Raw genomic sequence first — 22,311 nt, 5'->3', positions numbered from 1 at the left:
CAATATCGTGCATGTCAATAAGTTACGCGTATTTTTGGTTATGAGGTGTATCAAGCTCTGATGCTTCGTTTTTAAGAATACCCTCCTATTTATATATGGGAGGAAATGAGGCGAAAGTGATAAAATCTACGTTAAAAAATGCAGTCTTAAACATCCTTTATTATTGCGGAAAGAGATACCAGCGTTTTATAAATATTTTTTACGAATCTCTTATAGAATAGCCCAAGCTATGCCGTACAGACAAATAGTAGCATGAAGGAGTTTATCAGAGCGTTTTAGCAGTGATATTTGTGTGTTTTAAGGTCTTTTGCAAGAGAACTCTCCGATATTTTAGAAAAAAACTCGGAGCTTTTACCGATTTTCTGTGAGTTTTCTGCGTTTTTCTCCGAGGTTTTTATTGCACTTCTGAAAAGGCTCAAATATGTATCGCAGCGTTTATATGTTGCTTTTTCCAGACGAGTCTAAGGAGATGAAGAGTGGGATGCACATGCAAAAGTGTGGGCATGTGACAATAGCGAGATGCATATAGACAATAGCGAGATGCACAAAGACAATAGCGAGATGCACATAGACAATTGCGAGATGCACAAGAATGCACTTCAAAAAGCAGAAAAGCCCTACACGAAAGTGAGGACTTTACAGCACAAGTAGCCCCCTTAAAAGCTACCTTAATTAAAAGCATAGCAAGCCATAGATGAGCGAAGAGGAACTTATTGAGCCTCCGTATCCTCTGGTTCTTGCTCACCGATGGTGAGTTGTTGCAGATCGTAGGAAGAACCGTTGTAGACGTTCAAATCCACATCGCCAGAGATGCCATCAATCTTGCCACGATCGGTGAATTGCCAAAACTTCCATTTGCCCTTGTAGGACAATTGTTTCACGTAGTAGTGCGCTATCCAAAAATGATAGCGATCGAAGGTAGGCGTGTTGAGATATTTCTCCTTAAACTTCAGCCCCGTGTAGATGATGGGCGTGGTGTTGTAGTGCTTCTCCACGATGTTGAGCCATTCGGCCACTTCCTTGCGCAACTGTTCGGCAGAGAGCGTGCCAATGCTTTCCACATCGAGCACAGGAGCTAAATCACCTGGTTCGAGATGCACTTGCTTGAGATAATGTTTCGCCTGCACATCGCCCGAAACGAGGGGAGAAAAAAAGTGATAGGCACCGCGAATGAAGTCGTATTGCCCGATTTGGTAAAAGTTATCGTTGAAATTCTTGTCCACATGCTCCTTCCCTTCGGTGGCTTTGGCAATGACGAATCGAATGGGCTGGTGGTCAATCTTGGCAGCTGCCACCTTTTCCCAGTCTATCTCACTCTGATAGCGACTAATGTCGATGCCTCGCACAGCATATTCTTCTGGATATTTGGTGGTGCCAAAGAGCCCTTGCCACAAGTTGGATGTGGGCGCAACGATATAATTGTAGGTGACGAAAAGATACACTCCTGCTGCGATGATAATACCGATCCAGAACACGCGCTTGTAGCCGTGTCCAAAGGAGCGTTCAGCCCAAGTGACGGCACTCTGCTTGCTGTTACGTGAGGAGCGACGTCGCTTTTTGGGAGGAGTGGAGGAGCGTTTCTTTTGAGTCATGAATAGAGAAGAAAACGAGGGGTGCAAACTTGCGCTTGCACCCCTTGTTGAGTCAATGTCTTATGCGATGCAGACGCTGATTATTTCGCTTGTTCGAGCGCGAGCGTCTTGGTGCATTGGTCGCAAACTTCTGTGGGACCCCAGTATTGGATAGGACCAGGATAAACGAAGGCTGTTTGCTCAGCCCATGCTTCGCGTTGTGCAGCGAAAGCTTTGAAGGGCGCACCATCGAGTTCTACGAGAGCCTTGCGAATCACAGGCTTCATTTCGCCGTGACGACGCTCCATGTTCATCATCATGGTGATGGGCACACCGCCAGCCACCCATTCAGCAGCAGGAGCAGTGGTGTTCTTCACGATGGCCATGTAGCCAGTCTTGCCGTTAGCCACGAGCTGAGCGGCAGAAGCACCGAGAGCGTAGCAGTAGTCAGCATCGAAGTTAGAAGGAGCAGCGCAGCGACCTTCGTAACCGAAGAAGTGATGGAGAGCCGCAAACTTGCCAGTGTACTTGCCTTCCTTCTTCCAAGCAGCGAGCTTTTCAGCCACCATTTCTGAGAGGAGCTTTTCAGTCTCGATGAGCGATACTTGCACGTTGCCGTGGGGGTCACGCTCAGCGGTGAGTTGCTTAGCCACACCTTCGGGGAGAGAAGCGTAGATAGCTGCGTTTTCAGCAGAGAGGTGGCTGAGCACCCATGCACGTTGGTCGGCAGCTTCCACTTGGGTAGCTTCGGGAGTAGAGAGGAGGTCGTTGAGTTCAGCGATGAGCTTCTTCAAAGAAGGGATGAACTCGATGAGGCCTTCGGGGATGAGCACAGTACCGAAGTTGTTGCCAGCAGCAGCGCGCTTAGCCACTACTTCAGCGATGTAGGTTACTACGTCGTCGAGGCTTTGTTCCTTAGCTTCTACTTCTTCAGAAATCAAGCACACGTTGGGTTGCACTTGGAGTGCGCACTCGAGAGCGATGTGAGAGGCAGAGCGACCCATGAGCTTGATGAAGTGCCAGTACTTGCGAGCAGAGTTGGCATCGCGTTGGATGTTACCGATTACTTCGGCATAAGTCTTACAAGCAGTGTCGAAACCGAAAGAAGTTTCGATTTGGTCGTTCTTCAAGTCGCCGTCGATGGTCTTGGGGCAACCGATTACTTGAACGCCATACTTCTTAGCTGCGTAGTATTCAGCGAGCACGCAAGCATTGGTGTTGGAGTCGTCACCACCGATAATCACGATAGCGTTGATGCCGAGTTGACGAATCACTTCCATACCCTTTTCAAACTGAGCTTCTTCTTCGAGCTTCGTACGACCAGAACCGATCATGTCGAAACCACCCGTGTTGCGGTATTCGTCGATGAGTTCGTCGGTCATTTCGAGGTAGTTGTGGTCCACCAAGCCTCCAGGTCCCATGAGGAAGCCGTAGAGCTTAGAGTTGGGGTTTTGCTTCTTCAAGCCATCATAGAGACCGCAAATCACATTGTGACCGCCAGGAGCTTGACCACCAGAGAGGATGATACCGATGTTGATGGGAGCATATTCCTTCTTCTCGTCCGTAGGCTCGAAGTTTACGAGGGGCATGCCATAAGTGTTGGGGAAGAGGGCTTTGATTTCCTCTTGGTTGTCTACACTCTGGGTGGGTGCACCTTCTACGATTTTCACGTTACCGCGAAGACCTGCGGGGAGTTTGGGCTGGTAGGCAGCACGAGCAATTTGCAATGCGCTTTTTTCCATATTGATTGATAGATTGGAGTTTGAAATTATTTGCTACAAAATTACTTCTTTTCTTGCGAACAGACAAGGTTTCTCCTTGTTTTCTCTCTGGTTTTTGTGGTGGCTTGTAGATATTTGCAAGGGGAGTTGTCTTTTACGTCTTCTCGTCTGCGGAAGCCCTTGCGTTGAGTTGCGCTGGAGTGAGATAAAAGTCTTGGCAAAGTTGCTGATATTGTGGACTGCGCTCGCCATTTACTTGCAAGATGAGTTGGTCGGTTTGCAAGAAATCACCCACGATGGTATGTCCATTCTGGTGGTGAGTGGGGAGAGTGAAGTGGAGTTGAAAGCGGAGCATCACGCGCTTGGGGGCTTTGCGCGCTACGGTGTGCACGTCGGTCTGGCGGATGAGGGAGAATCCAGCATCTTGAGCGCAGCGCACGAACCGCGGTTGTGCCGTCTTGGGAATAATCACTTGCAGCCATCCGCCACTCTTGAGCAATTGTGCGCTTCTCGAGGTGAGAGCTTCAAAGGTGAGTCCGTGGTGGACGTGTCGTGCTTGTGCCCGCTGCTGAATGGGGGAGAGGAGGGTTTCTTCGAAATAGGGAGGATTGCTCACAATCATGTCAAAGCGTTGGTCGTCTTCGCGCCAGTCGTCGGTCATGATGTCACCTTGCTTCATCCTAACTTGCGCAGCAAAGGGCGAGGCTACTGCGTTTTCGGCGGCTTGAGTGGTGGCATCGGCATCGAGTTCCACGCCCACAACTTGTAGGTGTGGATAACGCTGCGCGAGCATCAAGGCTATGAGTCCACTTCCCGTGCCGATGTCCAGCGCTCGTGCAGCGGAGGGAGCAGGTGGCATTTCACACCATGCCCCGAGGAGCACGCCATCTGTGCCCACTTTCATGGCACATCGGTCGTCGTGGATGGTGAATTGTTGGAATTGAAACATCGCGAGGGGGATTAGAGTGTGAGAGAGTTAGGATAGGAGAGAGTTGGGATAGGAGAGAGTTAGGATAGAGTAGGGAATAGTAGTAGGAAGGGGTAGTAGCGAGTAGGGGTAGGGCAACAAAAAAAGGCGACTTCTGGGAAGAAGCACGCCTTTCGATTGGATTGGGAATAGTAGTTTGATTAGGCCAAGCCTGGCTTATTTCGCCTTCTCAACGATAGCTTTAAAAGCCTGAGGGTTGTTTACAGCGAGGTCGGCGAGCACCTTACGGTTGATCTCGATGCCGGCCTTGTGAAGACCACCCATGAGTTGAGAATAGCTCAAGCCTTCGAGGCGAGCCGCAGCGTTGATACGCTGAATCCAGAGAGCGCGGAAGTTGCGCTTCTTGTTGCGACGGTCACGGAACGCATAGGTAAGACCCTTTTCCCAAGTGTTCTTGGCAACGGTCCACACGTTCTTGCGGGCACCGAAGTAACCGCGGGTGAGCTTCAGGATTCTCTTGCGCTTAGCGCGAGATGCGACATGATTTACTGATCTTGGCATAGTAATGTTGTTTTTGATTGCTGGCGGCTACACGTTAGCAGCACTTGCGAGCCAGACATTCGATGAAATAAATGACTTTGGTAGGAGGTTTTGTGAAAACAAAAACCAAAAGAGATTTAGCGCATGCAGAGCAATTCGCGTACTTGCTTCACGTCAGAATCGTGAACGAGGCCAACGTGTACGAGGTTACGCTTTTGCTTCTTAGTCTTCTTCGTGAGAATGTGACTGTGGAAAGCGTGCTTTCTCTTGATCTTACCGGTTCCGGTGAGTGTGAAACGCTTCTTAGCACCAGAATTAGTCTTTACTTTAGGCATTTGTTAGTAAGTTAAATGATGAATGAATGTGTGCGGTTGCGCATACCTGGCACAACGCGCTACGTATATAAAACAAACAAGGGTAAGCGCCTCGACGGATGCTTTTTAGTGATGTATGGAAACTGGGGTAGTTCCGCCGAGAATGTTCACTTGTCTGGATTATCCAGGAGGGTAATGAGGAAATTAGAAGTCTTCGCCTTCCACTTTTGGGCCAGTGTATTCGCGACGTTCCTTCACTTGAGGGGTCTTCTTGGCTGGCGTAGCCTTAACTTCATCTTGAGTTTCAGCAGGCGTGTCGTGTGTTTCTTTGACTTCTACGTCTTCTTTGCGCACAGGTGCTTTTTTGGGAGCGAGATACATGGTCATGCGCTTACCTTCGAGCACGGGCATAGATTCCACCTTGCCATATTCTTCCAAGTCGTTGGCAAAACGGAGGAGCAATACTTCACCTTGCTCTTTGAAGAGGATGCTGCGGCCACGGAAGAACACATAGGCCTTCACTTTGTCACCTTCGCTCAAAAAGCCCTTAGCGTGCTTGAGCTTGAAGTTGTAGTCGTGATCGTCGGTCTGAGGACCGAAACGAATTTCTTTCACTTCTACCTTCACTTGCTTAGCTTTCAGCTCCTTTTGACGCTTCTTCTGTTGGTAGATGAATTTGGAAAAGTCCACTAATCTACAAACAGGGGGTTGTGCGTTAGGGCTGATTTCTACTAAATCCACACCTTGTTGTTGCGCCATGCGTAGAGCATCACGCGAAGGCATAACCACGCTTTCACCTTCTTCAGGAATTACGCGCACTTCTCGCGCACGAATTTGTTCGTTTACGCGATACTGCTGCTTGAGTTTATCGTTTTTATTGGGTCTCAAATGTCGATAAATTTGGGTTTGTAAATTAGAGAGTCTATTTATTGCGCTGCAAAAGTAAGCATTTTCTTGCAACTCACAAAGTTTTAATCCGAAAACATCGACTATTTTTTGTGCTCCTCCATTTTCTGTAGAGTCAACCATCAAGTGCAACACTATGGTATGAGTTGTCAGAATGCTTTGATGGGTGTATTGTATTTTAGTGCCTTCCTGGGTCTGAAATTGATTTTCTCTGCCTAACGCATGGGCTTTATAGACTGTTTCATTTACTCACGTAAAGTCGCATTTATGGAATTCCTCGAAAGATTATGCTTCTTAAGAGAAGTATGAGACTATAAATGCAATGTTTAAAGCACGTTGCGGATTGAGTCTATAATTCTATGATTTTATAATCTTTAATCTTTGCAGAATTCTGGAATCGTATTACTATATTATGTTTCTTCTTCATAGCTAATAAGTAAGGTTGTGATAAACTGATATTGGCAAAAGGAGAAGATTGCATGGGCATTGATGCTAACAAATAGCAAGTATTATTCTTATTGATAATGCCCATAGACTTATAGTAATATCGTGTTTTAAATAGCTGTTTTCGAGCCTTGTTTAAATTCCTTTTATTGTTTTTTTCGTTGTTGCTATACTTCAATTCGAGAAATAGAATCCAAGAACCACCAATGTTATTATGAGGATAAATGGCGCATTCGCATTGAGACAAAGGGCTTCCGTTACGACGAGTAAAACTACGGTTATCGAAAGGAATACCGTCTATCTCAACACTGAGCGGATTTTCTACCGTAAAATAGTCGATATCATTCGGTGGAGAACCGTCAAATAATTCTGTTGCTCGCTTAATTGCTTGTAGTCTTGTTTGTTCAGTGTAGTCTGCTACGTATAGGTTAGCAGTTGTAGTGGTACAATTTTGCAAATGATGAGAAAAAACATTTTGTATTTTTGTACGTATCATTATTCGTAGTGATTAAGCATTGAATAAAAGTCATCCATTAAGTCTTTCATTTTCTGATCGAAATAATTATCAGAAATTAGTCCATCTTCCCCTTGAATGGTTCCTTTCACTTGTCCTTCTCTGATTTCATAAATAGATACGTCTGTAGGATTTATGCTTGATTGATTACACTTGAGATTGCTTAATTCATCTTCTACCATTTTGTCACTTACTAAATCTGCCATCATACAGTTGTTTAATGCGTAAAGCACGTACGGGCTATGTGTTGTAAGGGTTAGTCTGCTTCCTTCTTTATTCAGGCACTTCTGTAGGAAGTAATACACTAAATCTCGTTGGGTTTCAGGAAACAAATTTTGTTCCGGCTCTTCTATAATGAACTGAGAGTTCTTTGTTGTAAATAAGCTATCTGATATGGCCTTGTAATCTTCGAAGTATTTAGCCGCTTTTTCTTCGCGTTCGTGGAGTTTTTCGCTAAAAGACTTTGCGAATGTTCGCAAATCTGTTGTTGAAAAAATATCCTTATCATAATAAGGCTTTAGTACTTTCTCTATTATAAGAGATGTGTTAACACGTTGTTTTCTTTCATCTTGTTCAAAAGAAATTGTATCCTCATTATATATCCATTTTGTCAGATATTCAATCATCGCAATTAAGGGAGTAATAGATTGCAACCCGCTTGAAGCATTTGACAAGAGGATATCATACTCGGCATCATTATTATTACCTCTGATGTGGTCTTCTTCAGTACCTTCAATGTAATAATAGTTTACGCCAAGATTCAGAATAGACATTGTATTCTCGTTCGAATATTTTTTGCGAGCTTCAAACCAATCAAACAAGAAACTTCTAATGTTTGTGTTCCCAAATTCCGATTTTCTTGCTTCAGGGAGAATGACCATGTTGCGTTCGGAAGGAATGTAAGCTATTTTACTACGTTTGTATGCATATTTGTTTACCCATGAGATTGAACATTCCTCATTTTTCCATACTATGTCTACTACCTCACTTTGGTAATGGATATAGCTGTTAGATTTAAAGTACCCCTTTATCTTATGAAAAGATTCAAGACGTTCTCTGAAATGCGTTTTATTTTCTTGATATTCAGAAAGGGATTGATTAGTAGCCACATCTTTTTCTACCCAGGCGCAGAAACTAATAATCTTTGCGATGGTGCTTTTACCACTACTTTGTGGTCCCATAAAAACATTGATTTTATTGAGAGAGATTTCCTCGACCTCTTTTATAGGACCTATGTTTTTTATTGTTATTGTTGGCATAGTTATTGGTTGATTTTATAGTTTGAATTTTCTATCAGTTATTTTTTCTTGATTTCCCAAGATCTCCATTAATTAGGAAGAGGATTTCAGGCTTTGTAGTATCCTATTGTAGATTGTGACATTGACAATACTAAAGTTTTTGCTTAGTTTTGGGAAACTATGATTACTTGATGTGTTTTCCACAAGCATTTCTTTTATTTGATACATGGGTTTGTCGTCATGTTTAATACACTCGGCTAGATGGTGCAAAGATATGAAATAAAATAGCATAGAAAAAGGAATGAGTATTTTTTTATACTATAGAGTCCGTTGAGGCAACGGTATGTAGAGTCAACCCGCAAGTGCAAAATTACAATATTCTCCTTTGCGCTATAGGACTCATTTTAGCCCAATTCGGTTTAAAGATAGCATTTATTTTGAGTTTCTCAAATAGAACACGCTTCGTTTCGACCTTATCCTATGATAGAAGTTCAACAAATGGTTCGTGTTTCATGGATAAAAAACTATGGCAAAGCTGATTTCTTGCTGTGTTTAGCTTTTGAATTTGCATTTTCTTTTCTTCTAACTTGTGCAATTTGACAGATATGTTGTAACTTTGCGCAGAGTCTTCGACAGTGTGCAATCTTGATGATGTGAGAACTTGGACAGAAAATGCCATGATTCTGCAGGCATTTGTACATTTGTCTTCGATGCTACTCTTTTATTATCAATTTCTTATATTCTATGAAACGAATCCTCTCGTTCTTACTCTTGGCCTTTATGGCTACAACGCTCACCCTCTCTGCTCAGTCTGCTGCTGACAAAATTGTGGGTTTGTATCACGTGGTGAAAGATGGTCGCAACTCAAAGGTGAAAATCTTTAAGTATGGCGATGGCTATCGCGCTCAAGTGGTGTGGCTTGAAAACATGAAGAACCCTGATGGTAGCCAGCGCACTGACCAGAAGAATCCCGATCCTAAGAAGCGTAACACGCCCTCTAACCAAATCGTTTTGGTGGAGAAGGTGACTTTCGATGGTGATGATACTTGGGAAAATGGTCATATCTACGACCCCACTAGTGGTAAGGTGTATCGCGTGGAAATGTATTTCGACAAACCCAATGTGCTCACAGTGAAAGGTAAACTTGGGCCTTTCTTCAAGCGTGTCTATTGGCAGAAGATTCAATAAACGCCGAGAAGCGTAAACAATACATGATGATAAGTCCTCGCCGAGCGGCAGTAGCTCGGTGGTGGAGAATGGAAAAAGAGGGTGCACTCGCTAGGAGCGCACCCTCTTTCGGATTGTTATGTCGTTGTTGTCTTTTCTTTGTTGGAGCTTTAAGCACTCCTGAGAAAGGTGAGCTTTGTGTGCCCTTTGTTGCTGTAGTTTAGGGGGAATAGCTCATAGGAGATTCTGGGGAGGTTGGGAGAGTCTGAGGAAATCCTATCTTGTTTCTTCAAAGAAGAGTTTTGGGATGTCCGTTAGACTTTGGGGGTCAACGTAGCTTTCGATGTGTCGCTTGCGTTTGTCCTCGAGTATCTCATCCACGGCGATGAGAATGCTGGTTTCTTCCACATTGCCAAATTCGTCGTTGATGGCAGTGCCAAACACGCGCATGGTGGGAGAGAGGTTCATATAAGCGTTGACCAAGGGGGGGATGTTGAACCCACGTTCGCGCACAGCTTTATTCAAAATCTTGTAGTCTGCACGGAAATCGGTTTCGACAAAGATTTTCTTCAATTCCTCTTCGGGAGTTTCGAGAAGCACGGGATTATTCACCGTGATGAGTCCGTCGCGATCGCCGAAGTGACGATGGAGGAAATAGAGTATCATGTCGCGCGCAGGGCGGTCGAAGCTGGGATACATGGTCATCTTGCCAAAGAAATACTTCAAGTCGGGCATGATGACGGTGAGTGCGCCGAGTCCGTCCCAGAGGTTGTCGAGAGCGTAAAGACTTTTCGAGAGGTTGCGCGTGCTTTGGTATTCGAGTGTCACAAAGGAACGTCCTAGTTCCACGGTCTGTGGGAGGAAATTCTCGATGAAATTGTCCGAGAATGTGAACATGTGGCCTGTGGCCAGGTAGGGTTGTCCATTTTCGCGGAAGGTGATGTCGCTTGGTGGCAGGAACCGATATCCTCCTAAGATTTCTTGCGCATCGGGATTCCAAACGATGAGTTGGTAGTAGGGATGCTCGCAAACGTCAAATTCATCGAGGTCTAAGGCTTGCCCCGTACCTCCTCCCGCGGCACGGAAAGCGATTTCACGCAATCGGCCGATTTCGCGCATCACATTGGGCGCGTTGTGGTGGGTGATGATGTAGATCTCGTTGCCTGCTTTGTTGGTCTTGCGCAACTGCAACTCTGGGGTGAGTTCGCGGAGAAGCAAATCACGAGATACGGGTTCGATGATAGCTTGCATATAGTGGGGAGTATGACTTCAGAAACTTTGTGCCGCGAGTGGTATAGGGTTTAGTCCAATGTCGGTTCTGTAGTTTCTCTAGAAATAATCAGTGTTGTGAAGAAGAGGGAAGTGTGTAAATCAAACTTCTCACTTCGGCCGCCCACGCTGTGGGGGACTTCTCCGAGGTAAACGACTGCCAAGGGATAGGCTTGCCGATGTGGATGTCGAAGGTGCTGTGTTGGTGGTGGTAGAGTTCGTCCACGAGATAGAGCATCGCTAGGTTAAATTTGATGCCTAGTCGTTTGCTCCAGTTGGCCAAACGATAGAAGAAATCGGAATTTCTGCCACCAAAATGGATGGGAACTACATCGCGTTGATATTCGATGCTTTTGCTCACGAAAGTTTTTGCCCATGGCACATCTTGAATCTGTCCATCAATGCGGCGCGAACACAAACCAGCCGGAAACATGATCAGATGCTTATCGCCTGCAAAAGCGGCATTTACCATCTTGGGAAATTCGCGACCTTGGCGTCCCGTCTTGTTGATGGGCACAAAGAGAGGGGCAATGCCAGTGAGGTTCATGAGCAAGTCATTGGCCAAATAGCAAATGCGACCATCATAGTGGCGGCCGAGGATGGCTCCCAATATCACACCGTCTGCTCCGCCCAAGGGGTGATTGCTCACAAAGGTGAAGCGACGTCCATCGGCATCTGAGGGTAAGTTTTCCAATCCATGCACATTGAGCTTTAAATCAAGATGGTGCATGCAGTCTTCTAGCCATTGCACGCCTTGAATCTCCCCCTCTTTTGCGATAAACTGGTTAAGCCAATCTTGGTGGATTGTCTTTTTGAGATAGCGCACCAAAAAATCAGGAATGAAACGTGCTTTACGTCCCATCTTGTTGCGCAAAATCTGGTCGATATCTATGAGATAGGGTTGTGCCATAGGAGGAGAAGGTGGATGTGCGGCATGTAGAAGCACGCACATTTATGTCGTGTATGGGTTTGCAAAGTTAGCAATAAAAACTAAAACTAGGGGATTGAGAACTCTATTTTCTGCACATTTTTACCGTTTTGCGCATTATTTGTTGATGTGCGCAAAGTCTTTTTTGCTTTGCTTAATAGTTGTTCCTCGAGGTGAGGTGAGGTTGTCATGTCTCCAAACTTTTGGCTAGCACGAATTGCTCCTGTTTCATGCGGGTGGTTGATGAGATGGATGAGAGCAGGCTCAGTATATCTTTGCCTCTGCTGCCTAGTGTCGATGAGGAAGTCTCGATGGGGAGGAGGAAAAATGTTTCTATTGTGGTTTAATAGCAAGTGTGTCGGTTGTCGTCTTGTTCAGTATCAGTTGCAATGCTTGCGCTGCTAGTATAGGATTTTTAGGGTTGCTCGAAAATGCCGGCATAGTGTGGAATACAAAAAAAAGAAAAGCACCAATCAAAATGATTGATGCTTTGGCTTGAGTTGCGGAGGCTCGACTCGAACGAACGACCTCCAGGTTATGAGCCTGGCGAGCTACCAACTGCTCCACTCCGCGATCTATTATGTTTGCGCCTCGGTTGTTTCCGAATTGCGAGTGCAAAGGTAGTAACTTTTTTGTTATCCTCCAAATTTTATGGCGGAAAAATGTAGATTTATGCGCATTTTTCTGTTTTTACACTGTTTTGAGAGGTGAGTTAGGGCCAAAATCTCTGTAAGAAATAAGGGATGGTTGGAAGAATGTCTGACGAGGAGTTTGAGACACTTTTAGAGCGTATAGGTGAGTAGAACGTGTAGATGAGATGTGGTCCGAAATAGTGATGGAAATCGCGATGTGAGAATATCGTTTTGATGAGACAAAGGAGAAAAGACTAGTCTTATTTCGCTATTCTCAGTGTGTGCGGTCGTTCAAGTTGCAGTAGATTAAATCGTATGTCTAATCTAGCTTTATGTTATCTTAGAAATGAAAGTGTGATAGTGATTTTACCTTGGGTATATGTTGCTTGAGATGTTGATTGGTGTTACTATACAATAGAACTCTTCCCTCTAAATAAATAAGACTGAAAGGTCAAAGCAAATAGCTTTGAGTGATTTCTTACTTAATTCGTTTAGAAGGAAGAGCTGTAAAAAGAGAAGGGCTTTGAGCCTTCGTGCCTTACAATAATTCGGGGAGTTGGAATAGACGAGTGCCGTTAGACCCCTTGATGAGAATCAACTGGTCGTTGAGGGGCTGCGCTTCGAGTTCGGCTTTTACTGCTTCCACATCGGGGAAGGTGCGGAAGAGGGCAGCTTGGTCGGCAGAGAGGGTGGTGAGTGCTTGGGCAAACTCGCTGCCTACGAGCCAAACTTGTTGGCTGCCTGTGGTGAGGGCTAGTTGCAACACCTCAGCGTGGGCATCGGCCGAGGCTGTGCCGAGTTCGCGCATGTCGCCGAGTATCATCATCTTGTGGGCATCTTCGATCTGGGCAAAGCTCTGAAGAGCTGCGTGCATAGAGGAGAGATTGGCGTTGTAGGCATCAATGATGAGGCGGTTGCGCTCTGTCTTGCGATATTCCGAACGGTTGTTGTTGGGGGAATAGTTGCGCAAGGCTTTGTCGATAGAGGCCACGTGGACATTGTAGGTGAGTCCAACGAGGGCCGCTGCCAAGGCATTGTCGAGATTGTACGCTCCAATGAGCTGTGTGCTCACTTCGTGCCATTGTCCACCATTTTTGCGCCAGCGGAAGGTGAGGAAGGGATCGCACGACACCACTTCACCCTCTACGACATATCCGTGGTCGGGAGAACCATAGGTGAGTGTGGGTAGTCCTTCTGCGCGCGGGGCAAGATGGGGGTTGTCACCATTGAGGAAGACGAAAAGCGGAGTAGCACCTTCGCGGAATTGTACGGAACCATCGACCTCCTCAAGCAATTGCATATTGCGCTTGCGGATGTTCTCATAAAGCTCTGTCTTAGCTTGGATCACTCCCTCAAACGAACCGAAACCCTCGATGTGCGCTTTGCCCACATTGGTGATGATGCCGCAGTTGGGTTGTACGATGTCGCTGAGCATCGCAATCTCGCCCACGTGGTTGGCTCCGGTTTCGATAACGGCAAATTCGTGTTCGTCAGTGAGTCGAAGCAGGGTGAGAGGCACTCCGATGTGGTTGTTGAGATTGCCTTCGGTGTAGAGCACGCGGAGTCTCTCGGAGAGCACAGCCGCTACTAACTCTTTAGTGGTGGTCTTGCCATTGGTACCTGTGATTTGGAGAATGGGGGTGCCGAGCTGGCGGCGGTGGTAGGCTGCAAGCACTTGGAGGGCAACGAGAGCATCATCCATGTAGATGCAACGCTCGTCTTTTTGAGCTATTTGGTAATCGTCTACCACGGCATAAGCGCATCCAGCTTCTAGGGCTTGGAGCGCAAACTGATTGCCATCGAAACTCGCACCTTTGAGGGCAAAGAATAGGCTATCCTTGACCAAATGGCGAGTGTCGGTGGAGACGTGTGGGTGACGAAGAAAGAGTTCGTAGAATTCTGCTATAGACATGATCTAAAATAGATTTAGGTGCAAAAGTAGTAGTTCTCCGTGAAAAACAAAAAATATAATTCAATTATTTGCTTGTCGAGAAACAAAAAAGTACCTTTGCAGGAAACTCAAACACCATGTTTCCTGCTCCATATTACACCTTGAACTTCCGCGGTAAGCTCGTGGAATTGCAACGCCCTTGGGTGATGGGCATCTTAAATGTCACTCCCGACTCATTTTATGCGGATTCCCGTACGCCCATGGCCGACCCCGATAGCATCCAGCAGCGTGTGCGGGAAATGCTGGCAGATGGAGCTGACCTCATCGATGTAGGAGCTTATTCCTCCCGTCCGGGTGCGGATGACATTTCTCCACTTGAAGAAATGCGCCGTTTGGAAGTGGCTCTCGCGGCAGTGCGTTCTGTTGCCCCCGAAGTTTACGTGTCGGTTGATACGTTTCGCTCGGAGGTGGCTCGACAATGCGTTGAGCACTTTGGTGTGGACATGATTAACGATATTTCGGGTGGTGTGCTGGACAAGGCAATGCCAAAAATGGTGGCGAGGATGGGTGTGCCTTATGTGATGATGCACATGCAAGGCAAACCCGAAACGATGCAAACAGCTCCAGAATATGAAGATGTGTTGGCTGAAGTGCTGGAATTCTTGGCGCGACAGCAGCAGCGTTTTTTTGATGCAGGCGGCAAAGATGTGGTCATTGATCCTGGATTCGGCTTTGGAAAGACCATGATGCACAACTATCGCTTGATGGACAGACTCGAGGATTTTCACGAACTTCATGCCCCTCTCTTGGTGGGAGTGAGTAGGAAATCGATGATCTACAAACTACTGGAGACGACTCCTCAAGAAGCCTTGAATGGTACGACCGTGCTGCACACGCTGGCCATGATGAAAGGGGCGCATATCTTGCGTGTGCATGATGTGCGTGCGGCTGTAGAAGCACGCACCATTGTGGAAACCATGTGGCAATCGGGCAAGCAGGCTTGAGGGCAACGTCCTGAGTTAGAAATTAAAGAAGAAACGAGTATCTCAGAAACGATAAATAACGATTCATGTTAGAATTAGGATTTAAGGATATCTTAGACATAGTGCTGGTGGCACTCTTGTTGTTCTATTTGTATCGCTTGATGCGCGCTTCAAGTTCGGCCAACATCTTCACGGGGGTACTCGTGTTTATTGTGGTGTGGATTTTGGTGTCGCAGGTGTTAGAGATGCGCCTACTGGGAGGTATCTTTGATCGTATGGTCAACGTGGGTTCGCTTGCGCTGATTGTTTTGTTTCAAGAAGAGATTCGACATTTCTTTTCCACCATCGGCACGCAGCGTGCCACGCGCTTTTTTAAGTGGCTTCGTCGCACCCCTCAAGAGGAGGTGTCGCGAGAGCTCATCATGCCCATCGTCCGTGCCTGCATGGCCATGGGACGTCAAAAAGTGGGAGCTCTCATCGTCGTCGAAGGAGTGGGGAGCTTGCAAGACGAAATCAACACAGGAGAGATAGTCGATGCTGCCATTTCCCAACGCTTGATAGAGACTATCTTTTTCAAGAATTGCCCGCTTCACGATGGAGCTATGGTGGTGGGGAAGGGCAGAGTCAAGGCTGCGGCCTGCATTCTCCCTGTGTCGCACAATACGAATATCCAGAAAAATTTGGGATTGCGCCACCGTTCGGGTTTAGGCATTTCTCAAAAGACCGACTGCTTGGCCATCATTGTGAGCGAAGAAACTGGTTCCATCTCGATAGCCCACAAGGGTGAGTTGAAATTGCGCCTCACTTCAGAGGAACTCGAGGAGCGCTTGGCACACGCTGTGGAACTTTGGTAATCCATTTCCCCAAAATCACTCCTGCTTATGCGATGAGGCTGTTAGGCATTGTGCCTGACAGCCTCTTTGCTATAGATGGGCTTTGTGAATCTCTAGAAGAACTAGAAAGACTAGCCCTCCTAAGAACCGAGCCCCGCTTGTCGAGGCGAGCATAAAAGGGTCTGCAACCCTATCGACTAGAAAACAGTCCAATCAGGGTGGAGAGTTGTTCCAGTTTTTGGTCAATCAGCGAGAGACGGCAGTCCAGTTGTTCGCGCTCACTGTCGTTCACTTCAAGATAAGAAGCACGGTTGTTGGCATACAACTGTTGCACCGCAGACACAGCACGCGTCAGCGCAGCATATTGTTCACGTTTGTGACCCTCCACCAACGACAAATGTTCCAATTTAGAGAGCGCAGCGTGCGTCTCCATAAAAGCCCCCAAAAGCGTCTTCTCATAGTTGTAGAGCGCATTGAGTTGCTGAGCATCAGCCTGAGCAAACTGCGCACGAATCGCCCGCTTGTTGATCAGCGGAGCCGTCAGACTCCCCAGCGCGTTCCACACCACCGACTCCGGCAAGCGCACCAAATACTTCGGGTTGAAAGCATCCAACCCCAAATAAGCCGACACATTCAGTTGCGGCAAAAACTCCTTGCGCGCCGTCTCCACATCCCATTTCGCAGCCGCCAGAGCGTGTTCAGCCTGCACCACGTCAGCTCTTCCCAGCAAACGCTCCACCGCCAAAGCCCCCTCGGCAGAAGGCAAAGGCAAGGCCGCAAAATCTTTCGGTTTGCGCTCAACAGCCTGCGGCAAACGCCCCAAGAGCAAGTTCAGCGTGTGCTCTCGAGCAGCAATCTCCTCGCGCAGCTCACACTCATCCGCTTCCCCCTTCGCCACCTCAGCAGCAAATTTCTCCACCGCCAATTGCGTACCAGCGTCCGCCTCCTTTTGAATCTTCGCCAGTTGCACCGCCTTCTTTTGCAGCGCAACATATTGCAGCATCACCTCCCGTTTTTCGTCCAGCGCCAAGAGCGCGTAGTAGTTTTCCACCACCTCAGCCACCAGTTTATTCCTCACCGCCCGTTGTCCAGCTTCCGAAGCCAGATAGCGTTCCACCGCCGCCTTTTTGTCGCTTTGCAATTTGTGCCAAAGGTCGATCGTCCAATCCAGTTGCACCCCCGGTGCCCAGTCCGGAATCATCGTCGGCACGTTGTGACCAGGCGTCATCTCCGTCGAAGCATTGCCTGCCCCTTCGGCAGTGTAGCGTCCCACCTTCGAGAGCCCCAGTCCCATTTTGCCCGAGAGCACAGGGCGCAAAGCCCCCTCCTTCGCCAAGATGGCACTTTTGGCAATCGCCAAATCCTGCACCGCCATTTTCACATCGTGATTGTTCGCCAAAGCCGTGTCAATGAGCGTTTGGAGCGTGGCATCGTCAAAGCGTTTCCACCACAGCAGCGTGTCCTGCGTAGCCTTGTGCGCAGAGTCCCTCTTGAGCAATCTCTCTTTCAAATCCGACTTCACCACAGTGGCTTGCGGCGTTTGACAAGCCCCAAAGCCCAGCAAAACCACCGCAGCGCACACTGCCACATTTATCTTATTTCTTTTCATCGTCGTCATCTTCTTGAACGTTTTGAGCATCATCTTGCGCAGAATCCTCTTGCGTGAAATCATCTTGGGCAAAATCATTTAGCACCGAATCATCTTGCGCAGCACCCTCAGACGCTTGTGCCGAATGCTGTCGAGACAAATCCTCCACCGAGAGTTCTTCTAGGAAAAACACCTCATCACCCCCAGCACTCGTGGCTCTCTTCTTCCGATAAGCCACATCCTTCTCCTCGCTCAGCGGTTTCTCCTTTTGGTAATGCACCAATTTGTCCGTCATCCCAGCAAAGATGTAATACAGTCCCGGAATCAACACCAGTCCACCCAGCGTGCCGAGGAGCATACCTCCCACAGCTGCCGTACCGATGGTGCGGTTGCCAATGGCACCAGCTCCCGTGGCAAACACCAGCGGAATGAGTCCTGCCACGAAGGCAATGCTCGTCATCAAGATGGGACGGAAACGCGCCACCGCTGCCGAGATGGCAGCCTGCACAATGCTCTCTCCAGCATTCTTGCGCTGCACGGCATATTCCACCATCAGCACCGCATTCTTGCCCAGCAGCCCAATGAGCATCACCAGCGCAATCTGCGCATAGATGTTGTTTTCCAATCCGCACATTTTCAAAAACAAAAACGCGCCCAAGATGCCCACCGGCAAGAAGATAATCACCGGCATGGGCAACAAGAAGTTTTCGTATTGCGCAGCCAAGATGAGATACACAAACACCAAGCACACCATAAAGATAATAATCGCCGTGTTGCCCTGTTCTGCCTCGTCTTTCGAGATACCTGCCCAGTCGTAGTCATAGCCCTTGGGCAGCGTGCGCTGTGCCACCTCTTCGATGGCGCGCAAAGCCTGACCGCTCGAATAACCCGCTGCTTGCGCTCCTGTCACCTCCGAAGAGTTGTAGAGATTGTGGCGCGTGATTTCGCTCATACCATAAGTGCGCGATAGCGACATAAAGTCGGCATACGGCACCATCTCTCCCTCCTCGTTTTTCGTGTAGAGTCCCATCAAGTGTTCGGGGAAATCGCGATATTGTGGAGCTGCCTGCACAATCACCTTATAGGGTTTGCCAAATCTGATGAAGCCCGTTTGATAGTCCGACCCCACCAATATCGACAGATTCTCCAAAGCCTTGCCCGGCTGCACACCTTTTTGCAAAGCCGCGTTGTCGTCCACGTGGAGCATAAACTGCGGATAACTGGCGGAATAGAACGTGAAGGCATTGCCTATCTCGGGACGCTTGCGGAGTTCTTTCACAAAATCCTTGCTCACGCGCTCCATCTCGTGATAGTCATTCTTCCCCGTCTTGTCGAGCAGGCGGAGTTCAAAACCACTTGCCGCACCGTAGCCTGGGATGGAAGGCGGTTCGAAAAACTCGATGTTGGCTTGCGTGAGGGTCTTGCACTTCTCCTCCAAATCGCGGATAATCTCCTTGGCGGTGCGCTTGCGGTGCTTCCAGTCTTTGAGGTTGATTAAGCAACTGCCGGAGTTGGCACTCGTGCCTTCCGAGAGGATTTCAAAACCTGCCAACGACGACACGCTCTCCACGCCCTCTTCTTCTTTGGCAATCTTCAGAAAAGCCTGTGCAGCAGCGTTCGTGCGCTCTATCGTGGAGCCCGGAGGCGTTTCCACCACGGCATAAATCATCCCCTGGTCTTCTTGCGGAATGAAGCCTGCCGGCAAACCCAAGTTCACCCAGTAGGCGAGTCCGCAGCATGCCAATATCGCTCCGAGGGTCAAAGCCTTCATGCGCACCGTGCGACGCACCACGCGCTCATAGCGTTGGCTACCGCGGTCGAAACGCGCGTTGAAGCGTTGCAAAGCCTTGCCCACAAAGCCCAACTTCACATTGTGTTCTTGCTCTTTCGTCAAAATCAAGGCGCACAAAGCCGGTGTCAAGGTCAGTGCCACAAAGGCGGAGAACAAGATGCTCGATGCCATGGTGATGGAGAACTGGCGGTAGAACATGCCCTCGGGGCCTCCCATAAACGCCACGGGGATGAACACCGAAGCCATCACCAGCGAAATGGCAATGATGGCACCGCTTATCTCCTTCATCGCCTTCTCCGTGGCTTCCACAGGCGAGAGTTTGTTGCGCAGCATCTCCACATTCACCGCTTCAATCACCACAATGGCGTCGTCCACCACAATACCAATCGCCATCACCAAGGCGAAGAGCGAAATCATGTTGAGCGTGATGTTGAACACCATCATCGCAATGAAACTTCCCAATAGCGAGATGGGAATCGCCAAAATCGGAATCACCGAAGCGCGCCAATCGCCCAAGAACACAAACACCACGATGCCCACCAGCACAAAGGCTTCGAAGAGGGTGTGCACCACTTTCTCCATACTTGCATCGAGAAAACGGCTCACGTCGTAACTCACCTCATAGTGCATCCCTTTGGGCATGTCTTTTTGCAAACGTGCCATGGCGGTTTTCACCTTGCCAATCACGTCGCGAGCGTTGCTGCCGTAGGCTTGTTTCAGCGTCACAGCGGCTGAGGGCCTACCGTTGAAGGTGGAATAGATGTCATACACCTCGTTGCCCAAATGCACATCGGCGATGTCTTTCAGGCGCACAGCGTTGCCGCCTTTCGTGCTTTTGATGATGATGTTCTTATATTCGTCTTCTGTGGTGTATCTTCCTGGATATTTCAACACATATTCCTTCACCTGTGGGCGCAGTCCGCCACTCTCGCCCAACTTACCCGGCGACACTTCCACATTTTGGTCTTCCAGAGCCTCGCGCACATCGTCGGTGGAAAGACCATAGCTCATCATCTTGTCGGGATGCAACCACACGCGCATGGCATAGTTGCGCGTGCCCAAGATGTCGAGGTCGCCCACACCGTCCACGCGGAGGAGTTCGGGGGCGATGTTGATGTCGAAATAGTTGTAGAGAAAACCCTGATCGGCAGTGGGGTCGTCGCTGTAGAGGTTGATATACATCAAGATGTTGGGTTCTTCGCGAGAGATTTTCACCCCTTCTCTGATCACCTCGGGCGGCAACTTGTTGGTGGCTGACGACACGCGGTTTTGCACATTCACAGCGTCTACATTGGGGTCTGTGCCCAACTTAAACACCACGTTGAGCGCGGCTTCACCGTCATTGCCGGCATCGCTCTCTATGTATTTCATCCCTGGCACACCATTGAGGGCTTGTTCCAAGGGGATAATCACGGATTTCACCAACAGTTCGTTGTTCGCTCCGGGATAGTTGGCCACCACATTCACCTTTGGGGGCGAAATGGAGGGAAACTGCGTCACCGGCAGATTGAACAATGCCAACACGCCAATGAAGGCGATGACCAGCGACACCACAATCGACAACACTGGTCGGCGAATAAAGATCTTAAACATATCTTAGATGTTAGAGATTAGACGTTAGACGTTAGAGATTAGACGTTAGACGATTTTTTAGAGGTTAGACGTTAGAGGGGAATAGAGATTAGAATTTAGACATTAGACATTAGACGTTAGAGCCCTGCGGAGAATAGTGTCTATAACTGTCCCATCGCGCTAGCCTTCTAAATTCTAACGTCTAACCTCTAACGTCTAACCTCTAATTTAGTCCGCGCTGAGTTGATTCATTTTCATTGCCGTGTGAGGGTCCACTAGTTTGAAGCGCACCACATCGCCATCATTCAGTTTTTGGATGCCATCCACCAAATAGCGTTCGCCAGCCGAGAGACCACCGTTCACCACGTAGCCCCCCGAAAACTCAGCCCCAATCGTCACAGCACGTTGGTGCACACGCCGCTGCTTGTCCACCACAAACACATATTTCCGATCTTGTTCCTCAAACACTGCCACTTGCGGAATCATCACCGCGTTGCGCTTCTTCACCATCAACCGCACCGTCCCCATCTCGCCATTGCGCAGCAAGTTGTTGGGATTGGCAAACTCCGCACGCATCGCAATCGTCCCCGTGCTCGCATCAAACTGTCCGCCCAGGTCCACTATGCGCCCCTGCGCACCAAACACATCACCGTTCGCCAACACCAGTTGCAAGCCACTCTGCGTGTAGCGTTCCGGATGCAGGCGATAGTCCAAATAGTCCGTTTCCGAGATGTTGAAATACACCATCACCTTTCGGTTGTCCGACAAACTCGTGAGCAAATCTCCATCGTCCACCAGACTCCCCACTTTGAGCGGAATGCGTCCCAAAATGCCCGAAAACGGAGCCTTGATGAGCGACAAGCGTTTGCGCTTCACCGCCAGTCGATAGTCCGCCTCCGCGCTCCGCAGTTTCGCCGCGGCCATGCGCTTCGCATTGACCGACACCACCTTGTTGTCCGCCAGTTTCGACACATTTTCCAAGTCAATCCTCGTTTGTTCCGCCTCCGCCTTAGCTTTGGCAATTTCCTCATCCACGCCCACGGCAGCAATGCGAAAGAGCGGTTGTCCCGCCTTCACATATTGTCCCTCGCTCACGTAGACCGTTTGCAGCAGACCCTTCTGTTGCGAACGAATCTCCACGTTGCGTAGCGAGTTGATGTTGGCTGCATAGTCTTTGGGCAAATCAATGCTGTCCACCAGCGGTGTAGTGGCGGTGTAAGTGGTTTCCACCTGCTGTTCCGCTTTTTTTTGGCAGGCGGTCATCGTGAAGAGACCAGCGCAGAGTGCGGAGAGCAAAAATTGTTTCATCTTCATTGTTTGAAATAGCATCTTATTTGATAGCGTCTTAATTGCACTAAAGTCTTGTTAGACTCTTTATTGCAAAGTCCTGTAAGGAAATGAGGGAGGCAGTGCCTTGGATTTCATCCTTCGTTTTCTCGCCATGGTATAACTCGAGCAAGCTCGGTTCTGCTCATTTGGC

General features: G+C 48.3%; 17 protein-coding genes and 1 tRNA gene. 3 read left to right on the top strand and 15 right to left on the bottom strand.

Going from position 1 to position 22,311, the window contains the following annotated elements; genetic code table 11:
- Positions 1-710 precede the first annotated feature (710 nt).
- The 8 genes from HMPREF9999_RS05020 to HMPREF9999_RS04985 all read right to left on the bottom strand — a co-directional run bounded on the left by HMPREF9999_RS05020 (position 711) and on the right by HMPREF9999_RS04985 (position 8,197).
- Positions 711-1,592, bottom strand: a complete 882-nt coding sequence (locus HMPREF9999_RS05020) for a glycoside hydrolase family 25 protein (RefSeq protein ID WP_009437359.1) — start codon at positions 1,590-1,592, stop codon at positions 711-713.
- A gap of 80 nt (positions 1,593-1,672) precedes the next feature.
- Entirely contained in the window at positions 1,673-3,313 is a 1,641-nt protein-coding gene (locus tag HMPREF9999_RS05015) for a diphosphate--fructose-6-phosphate 1-phosphotransferase (protein WP_009437358.1), read from the bottom strand.
- 133 nt (positions 3,314-3,446) lie between these two features.
- Positions 3,447-4,241: a tRNA1(Val) (adenine(37)-N6)-methyltransferase gene (locus tag HMPREF9999_RS05010; RefSeq protein ID WP_009437357.1), complete on the bottom strand. Its 795-nt coding sequence runs from the start codon at positions 4,239-4,241 to the stop codon at positions 3,447-3,449.
- A 195-nt stretch (positions 4,242-4,436) separates the two neighbouring features.
- On the bottom strand, positions 4,437-4,781 hold the full coding sequence (rplT, locus tag HMPREF9999_RS05005) for a 50S ribosomal protein L20 (RefSeq protein WP_009437356.1): 345 nt from the start codon (positions 4,779-4,781) through the stop codon (positions 4,437-4,439).
- Between the two features lie 116 nt (positions 4,782-4,897).
- Complete coding sequence (rpmI, locus tag HMPREF9999_RS05000; protein ID WP_009437355.1) at positions 4,898-5,095, bottom strand: 50S ribosomal protein L35; 198 nt, start codon at positions 5,093-5,095, stop codon at positions 4,898-4,900.
- 183 nt (positions 5,096-5,278) lie between these two features.
- The gene (gene infC / locus HMPREF9999_RS04995; protein ID WP_044063184.1) at positions 5,279-5,962 is read right to left on the bottom strand and encodes a translation initiation factor IF-3; all 684 of its coding nucleotides are present in this window, start codon (positions 5,960-5,962) and stop codon (positions 5,279-5,281) included.
- A gap of 367 nt (positions 5,963-6,329) precedes the next feature.
- Complete coding sequence (locus HMPREF9999_RS04990) at positions 6,330-6,920, bottom strand: hypothetical protein (RefSeq protein ID WP_009437353.1); 591 nt, start codon at positions 6,918-6,920, stop codon at positions 6,330-6,332.
- Positions 6,920-8,197, bottom strand: a complete 1,278-nt coding sequence (locus tag HMPREF9999_RS04985) for a hypothetical protein (protein ID WP_009437352.1) — start codon at positions 8,195-8,197, stop codon at positions 6,920-6,922. The genes HMPREF9999_RS04990 and HMPREF9999_RS04985 overlap by 1 nt, the downstream gene beginning before the upstream one ends.
- Before the next feature lie 723 nt (positions 8,198-8,920).
- Between HMPREF9999_RS04985 and HMPREF9999_RS04980 the strand changes: the two genes are divergently transcribed.
- Positions 8,921-9,364 (top strand): DUF2147 domain-containing protein, encoded by a 444-nt coding sequence (locus HMPREF9999_RS04980; protein WP_009437350.1) that lies wholly within the window; start codon positions 8,921-8,923, stop codon positions 9,362-9,364.
- Positions 9,365-9,619: 255 nt separating this feature from the next.
- Here the strand turns inward: HMPREF9999_RS04980 and HMPREF9999_RS04975 are convergent, their stop codons facing one another.
- The 4 genes from HMPREF9999_RS04975 to HMPREF9999_RS04955 form a co-directional block, all read right to left on the bottom strand.
- The gene (locus HMPREF9999_RS04975; RefSeq protein ID WP_009437349.1) at positions 9,620-10,594 is read right to left on the bottom strand and encodes a GNAT family N-acetyltransferase; all 975 of its coding nucleotides are present in this window, start codon (positions 10,592-10,594) and stop codon (positions 9,620-9,622) included.
- An 88-nt stretch (positions 10,595-10,682) separates the two neighbouring features.
- Positions 10,683-11,522, bottom strand: a complete 840-nt coding sequence (locus tag HMPREF9999_RS04970) for a 1-acyl-sn-glycerol-3-phosphate acyltransferase (protein ID WP_009437348.1) — start codon at positions 11,520-11,522, stop codon at positions 10,683-10,685.
- Positions 11,523-12,040: 518 nt separating this feature from the next.
- A tRNA-Met gene (locus HMPREF9999_RS04960) sits at positions 12,041-12,113 on the bottom strand.
- A 597-nt stretch (positions 12,114-12,710) separates the two neighbouring features.
- Positions 12,711-14,084: a UDP-N-acetylmuramoyl-tripeptide--D-alanyl-D-alanine ligase gene (locus HMPREF9999_RS04955; RefSeq protein ID WP_009437345.1), complete on the bottom strand. Its 1,374-nt coding sequence runs from the start codon at positions 14,082-14,084 to the stop codon at positions 12,711-12,713.
- Between the two features lie 116 nt (positions 14,085-14,200).
- Here HMPREF9999_RS04955 and folP point away from each other — a divergent pair, with 116 nt between their 5' ends.
- Positions 14,201-15,067 (top strand): dihydropteroate synthase, encoded by an 867-nt coding sequence (gene folP / locus HMPREF9999_RS04950; protein ID WP_009437344.1) that lies wholly within the window; start codon positions 14,201-14,203, stop codon positions 15,065-15,067.
- A 65-nt stretch (positions 15,068-15,132) separates the two neighbouring features.
- Positions 15,133-15,900: a diadenylate cyclase CdaA gene (gene cdaA, locus HMPREF9999_RS04945; RefSeq protein ID WP_009437343.1), complete on the top strand. Its 768-nt coding sequence runs from the start codon at positions 15,133-15,135 to the stop codon at positions 15,898-15,900.
- Between the two features lie 169 nt (positions 15,901-16,069).
- Here cdaA and HMPREF9999_RS04940 read toward each other — a convergent pair whose 3' ends face one another.
- The 3 genes from HMPREF9999_RS04940 to HMPREF9999_RS04930 form a co-directional block, all read right to left on the bottom strand.
- A complete protein-coding gene (locus tag HMPREF9999_RS04940; RefSeq protein WP_410488781.1) occupies positions 16,070-17,497 on the bottom strand; it encodes a TolC family protein in 1,428 nt (475 codons plus the stop codon).
- Complete coding sequence (locus tag HMPREF9999_RS04935) at positions 17,475-20,852, bottom strand: efflux RND transporter permease subunit (protein WP_009437340.1); 3,378 nt, start codon at positions 20,850-20,852, stop codon at positions 17,475-17,477. The genes HMPREF9999_RS04940 and HMPREF9999_RS04935 overlap by 23 nt, the downstream gene beginning before the upstream one ends.
- Before the next feature lie 207 nt (positions 20,853-21,059).
- Positions 21,060-22,139, bottom strand: a complete 1,080-nt coding sequence (locus HMPREF9999_RS04930) for an efflux RND transporter periplasmic adaptor subunit (RefSeq protein ID WP_052316486.1) — start codon at positions 22,137-22,139, stop codon at positions 21,060-21,062.
- Between the last annotated feature and the right edge of the window lie 172 nt (positions 22,140-22,311).

This window comes from Alloprevotella sp. oral taxon 473 str. F0040, from assembly GCF_000318095.2.
GTDB lineage: Bacteria > Bacteroidota > Bacteroidia > Bacteroidales > Bacteroidaceae > Alloprevotella.
Note: the sequence above shows the minus strand (reverse complement) of the source record. Positions and strands in the feature narration are given on the sequence as shown.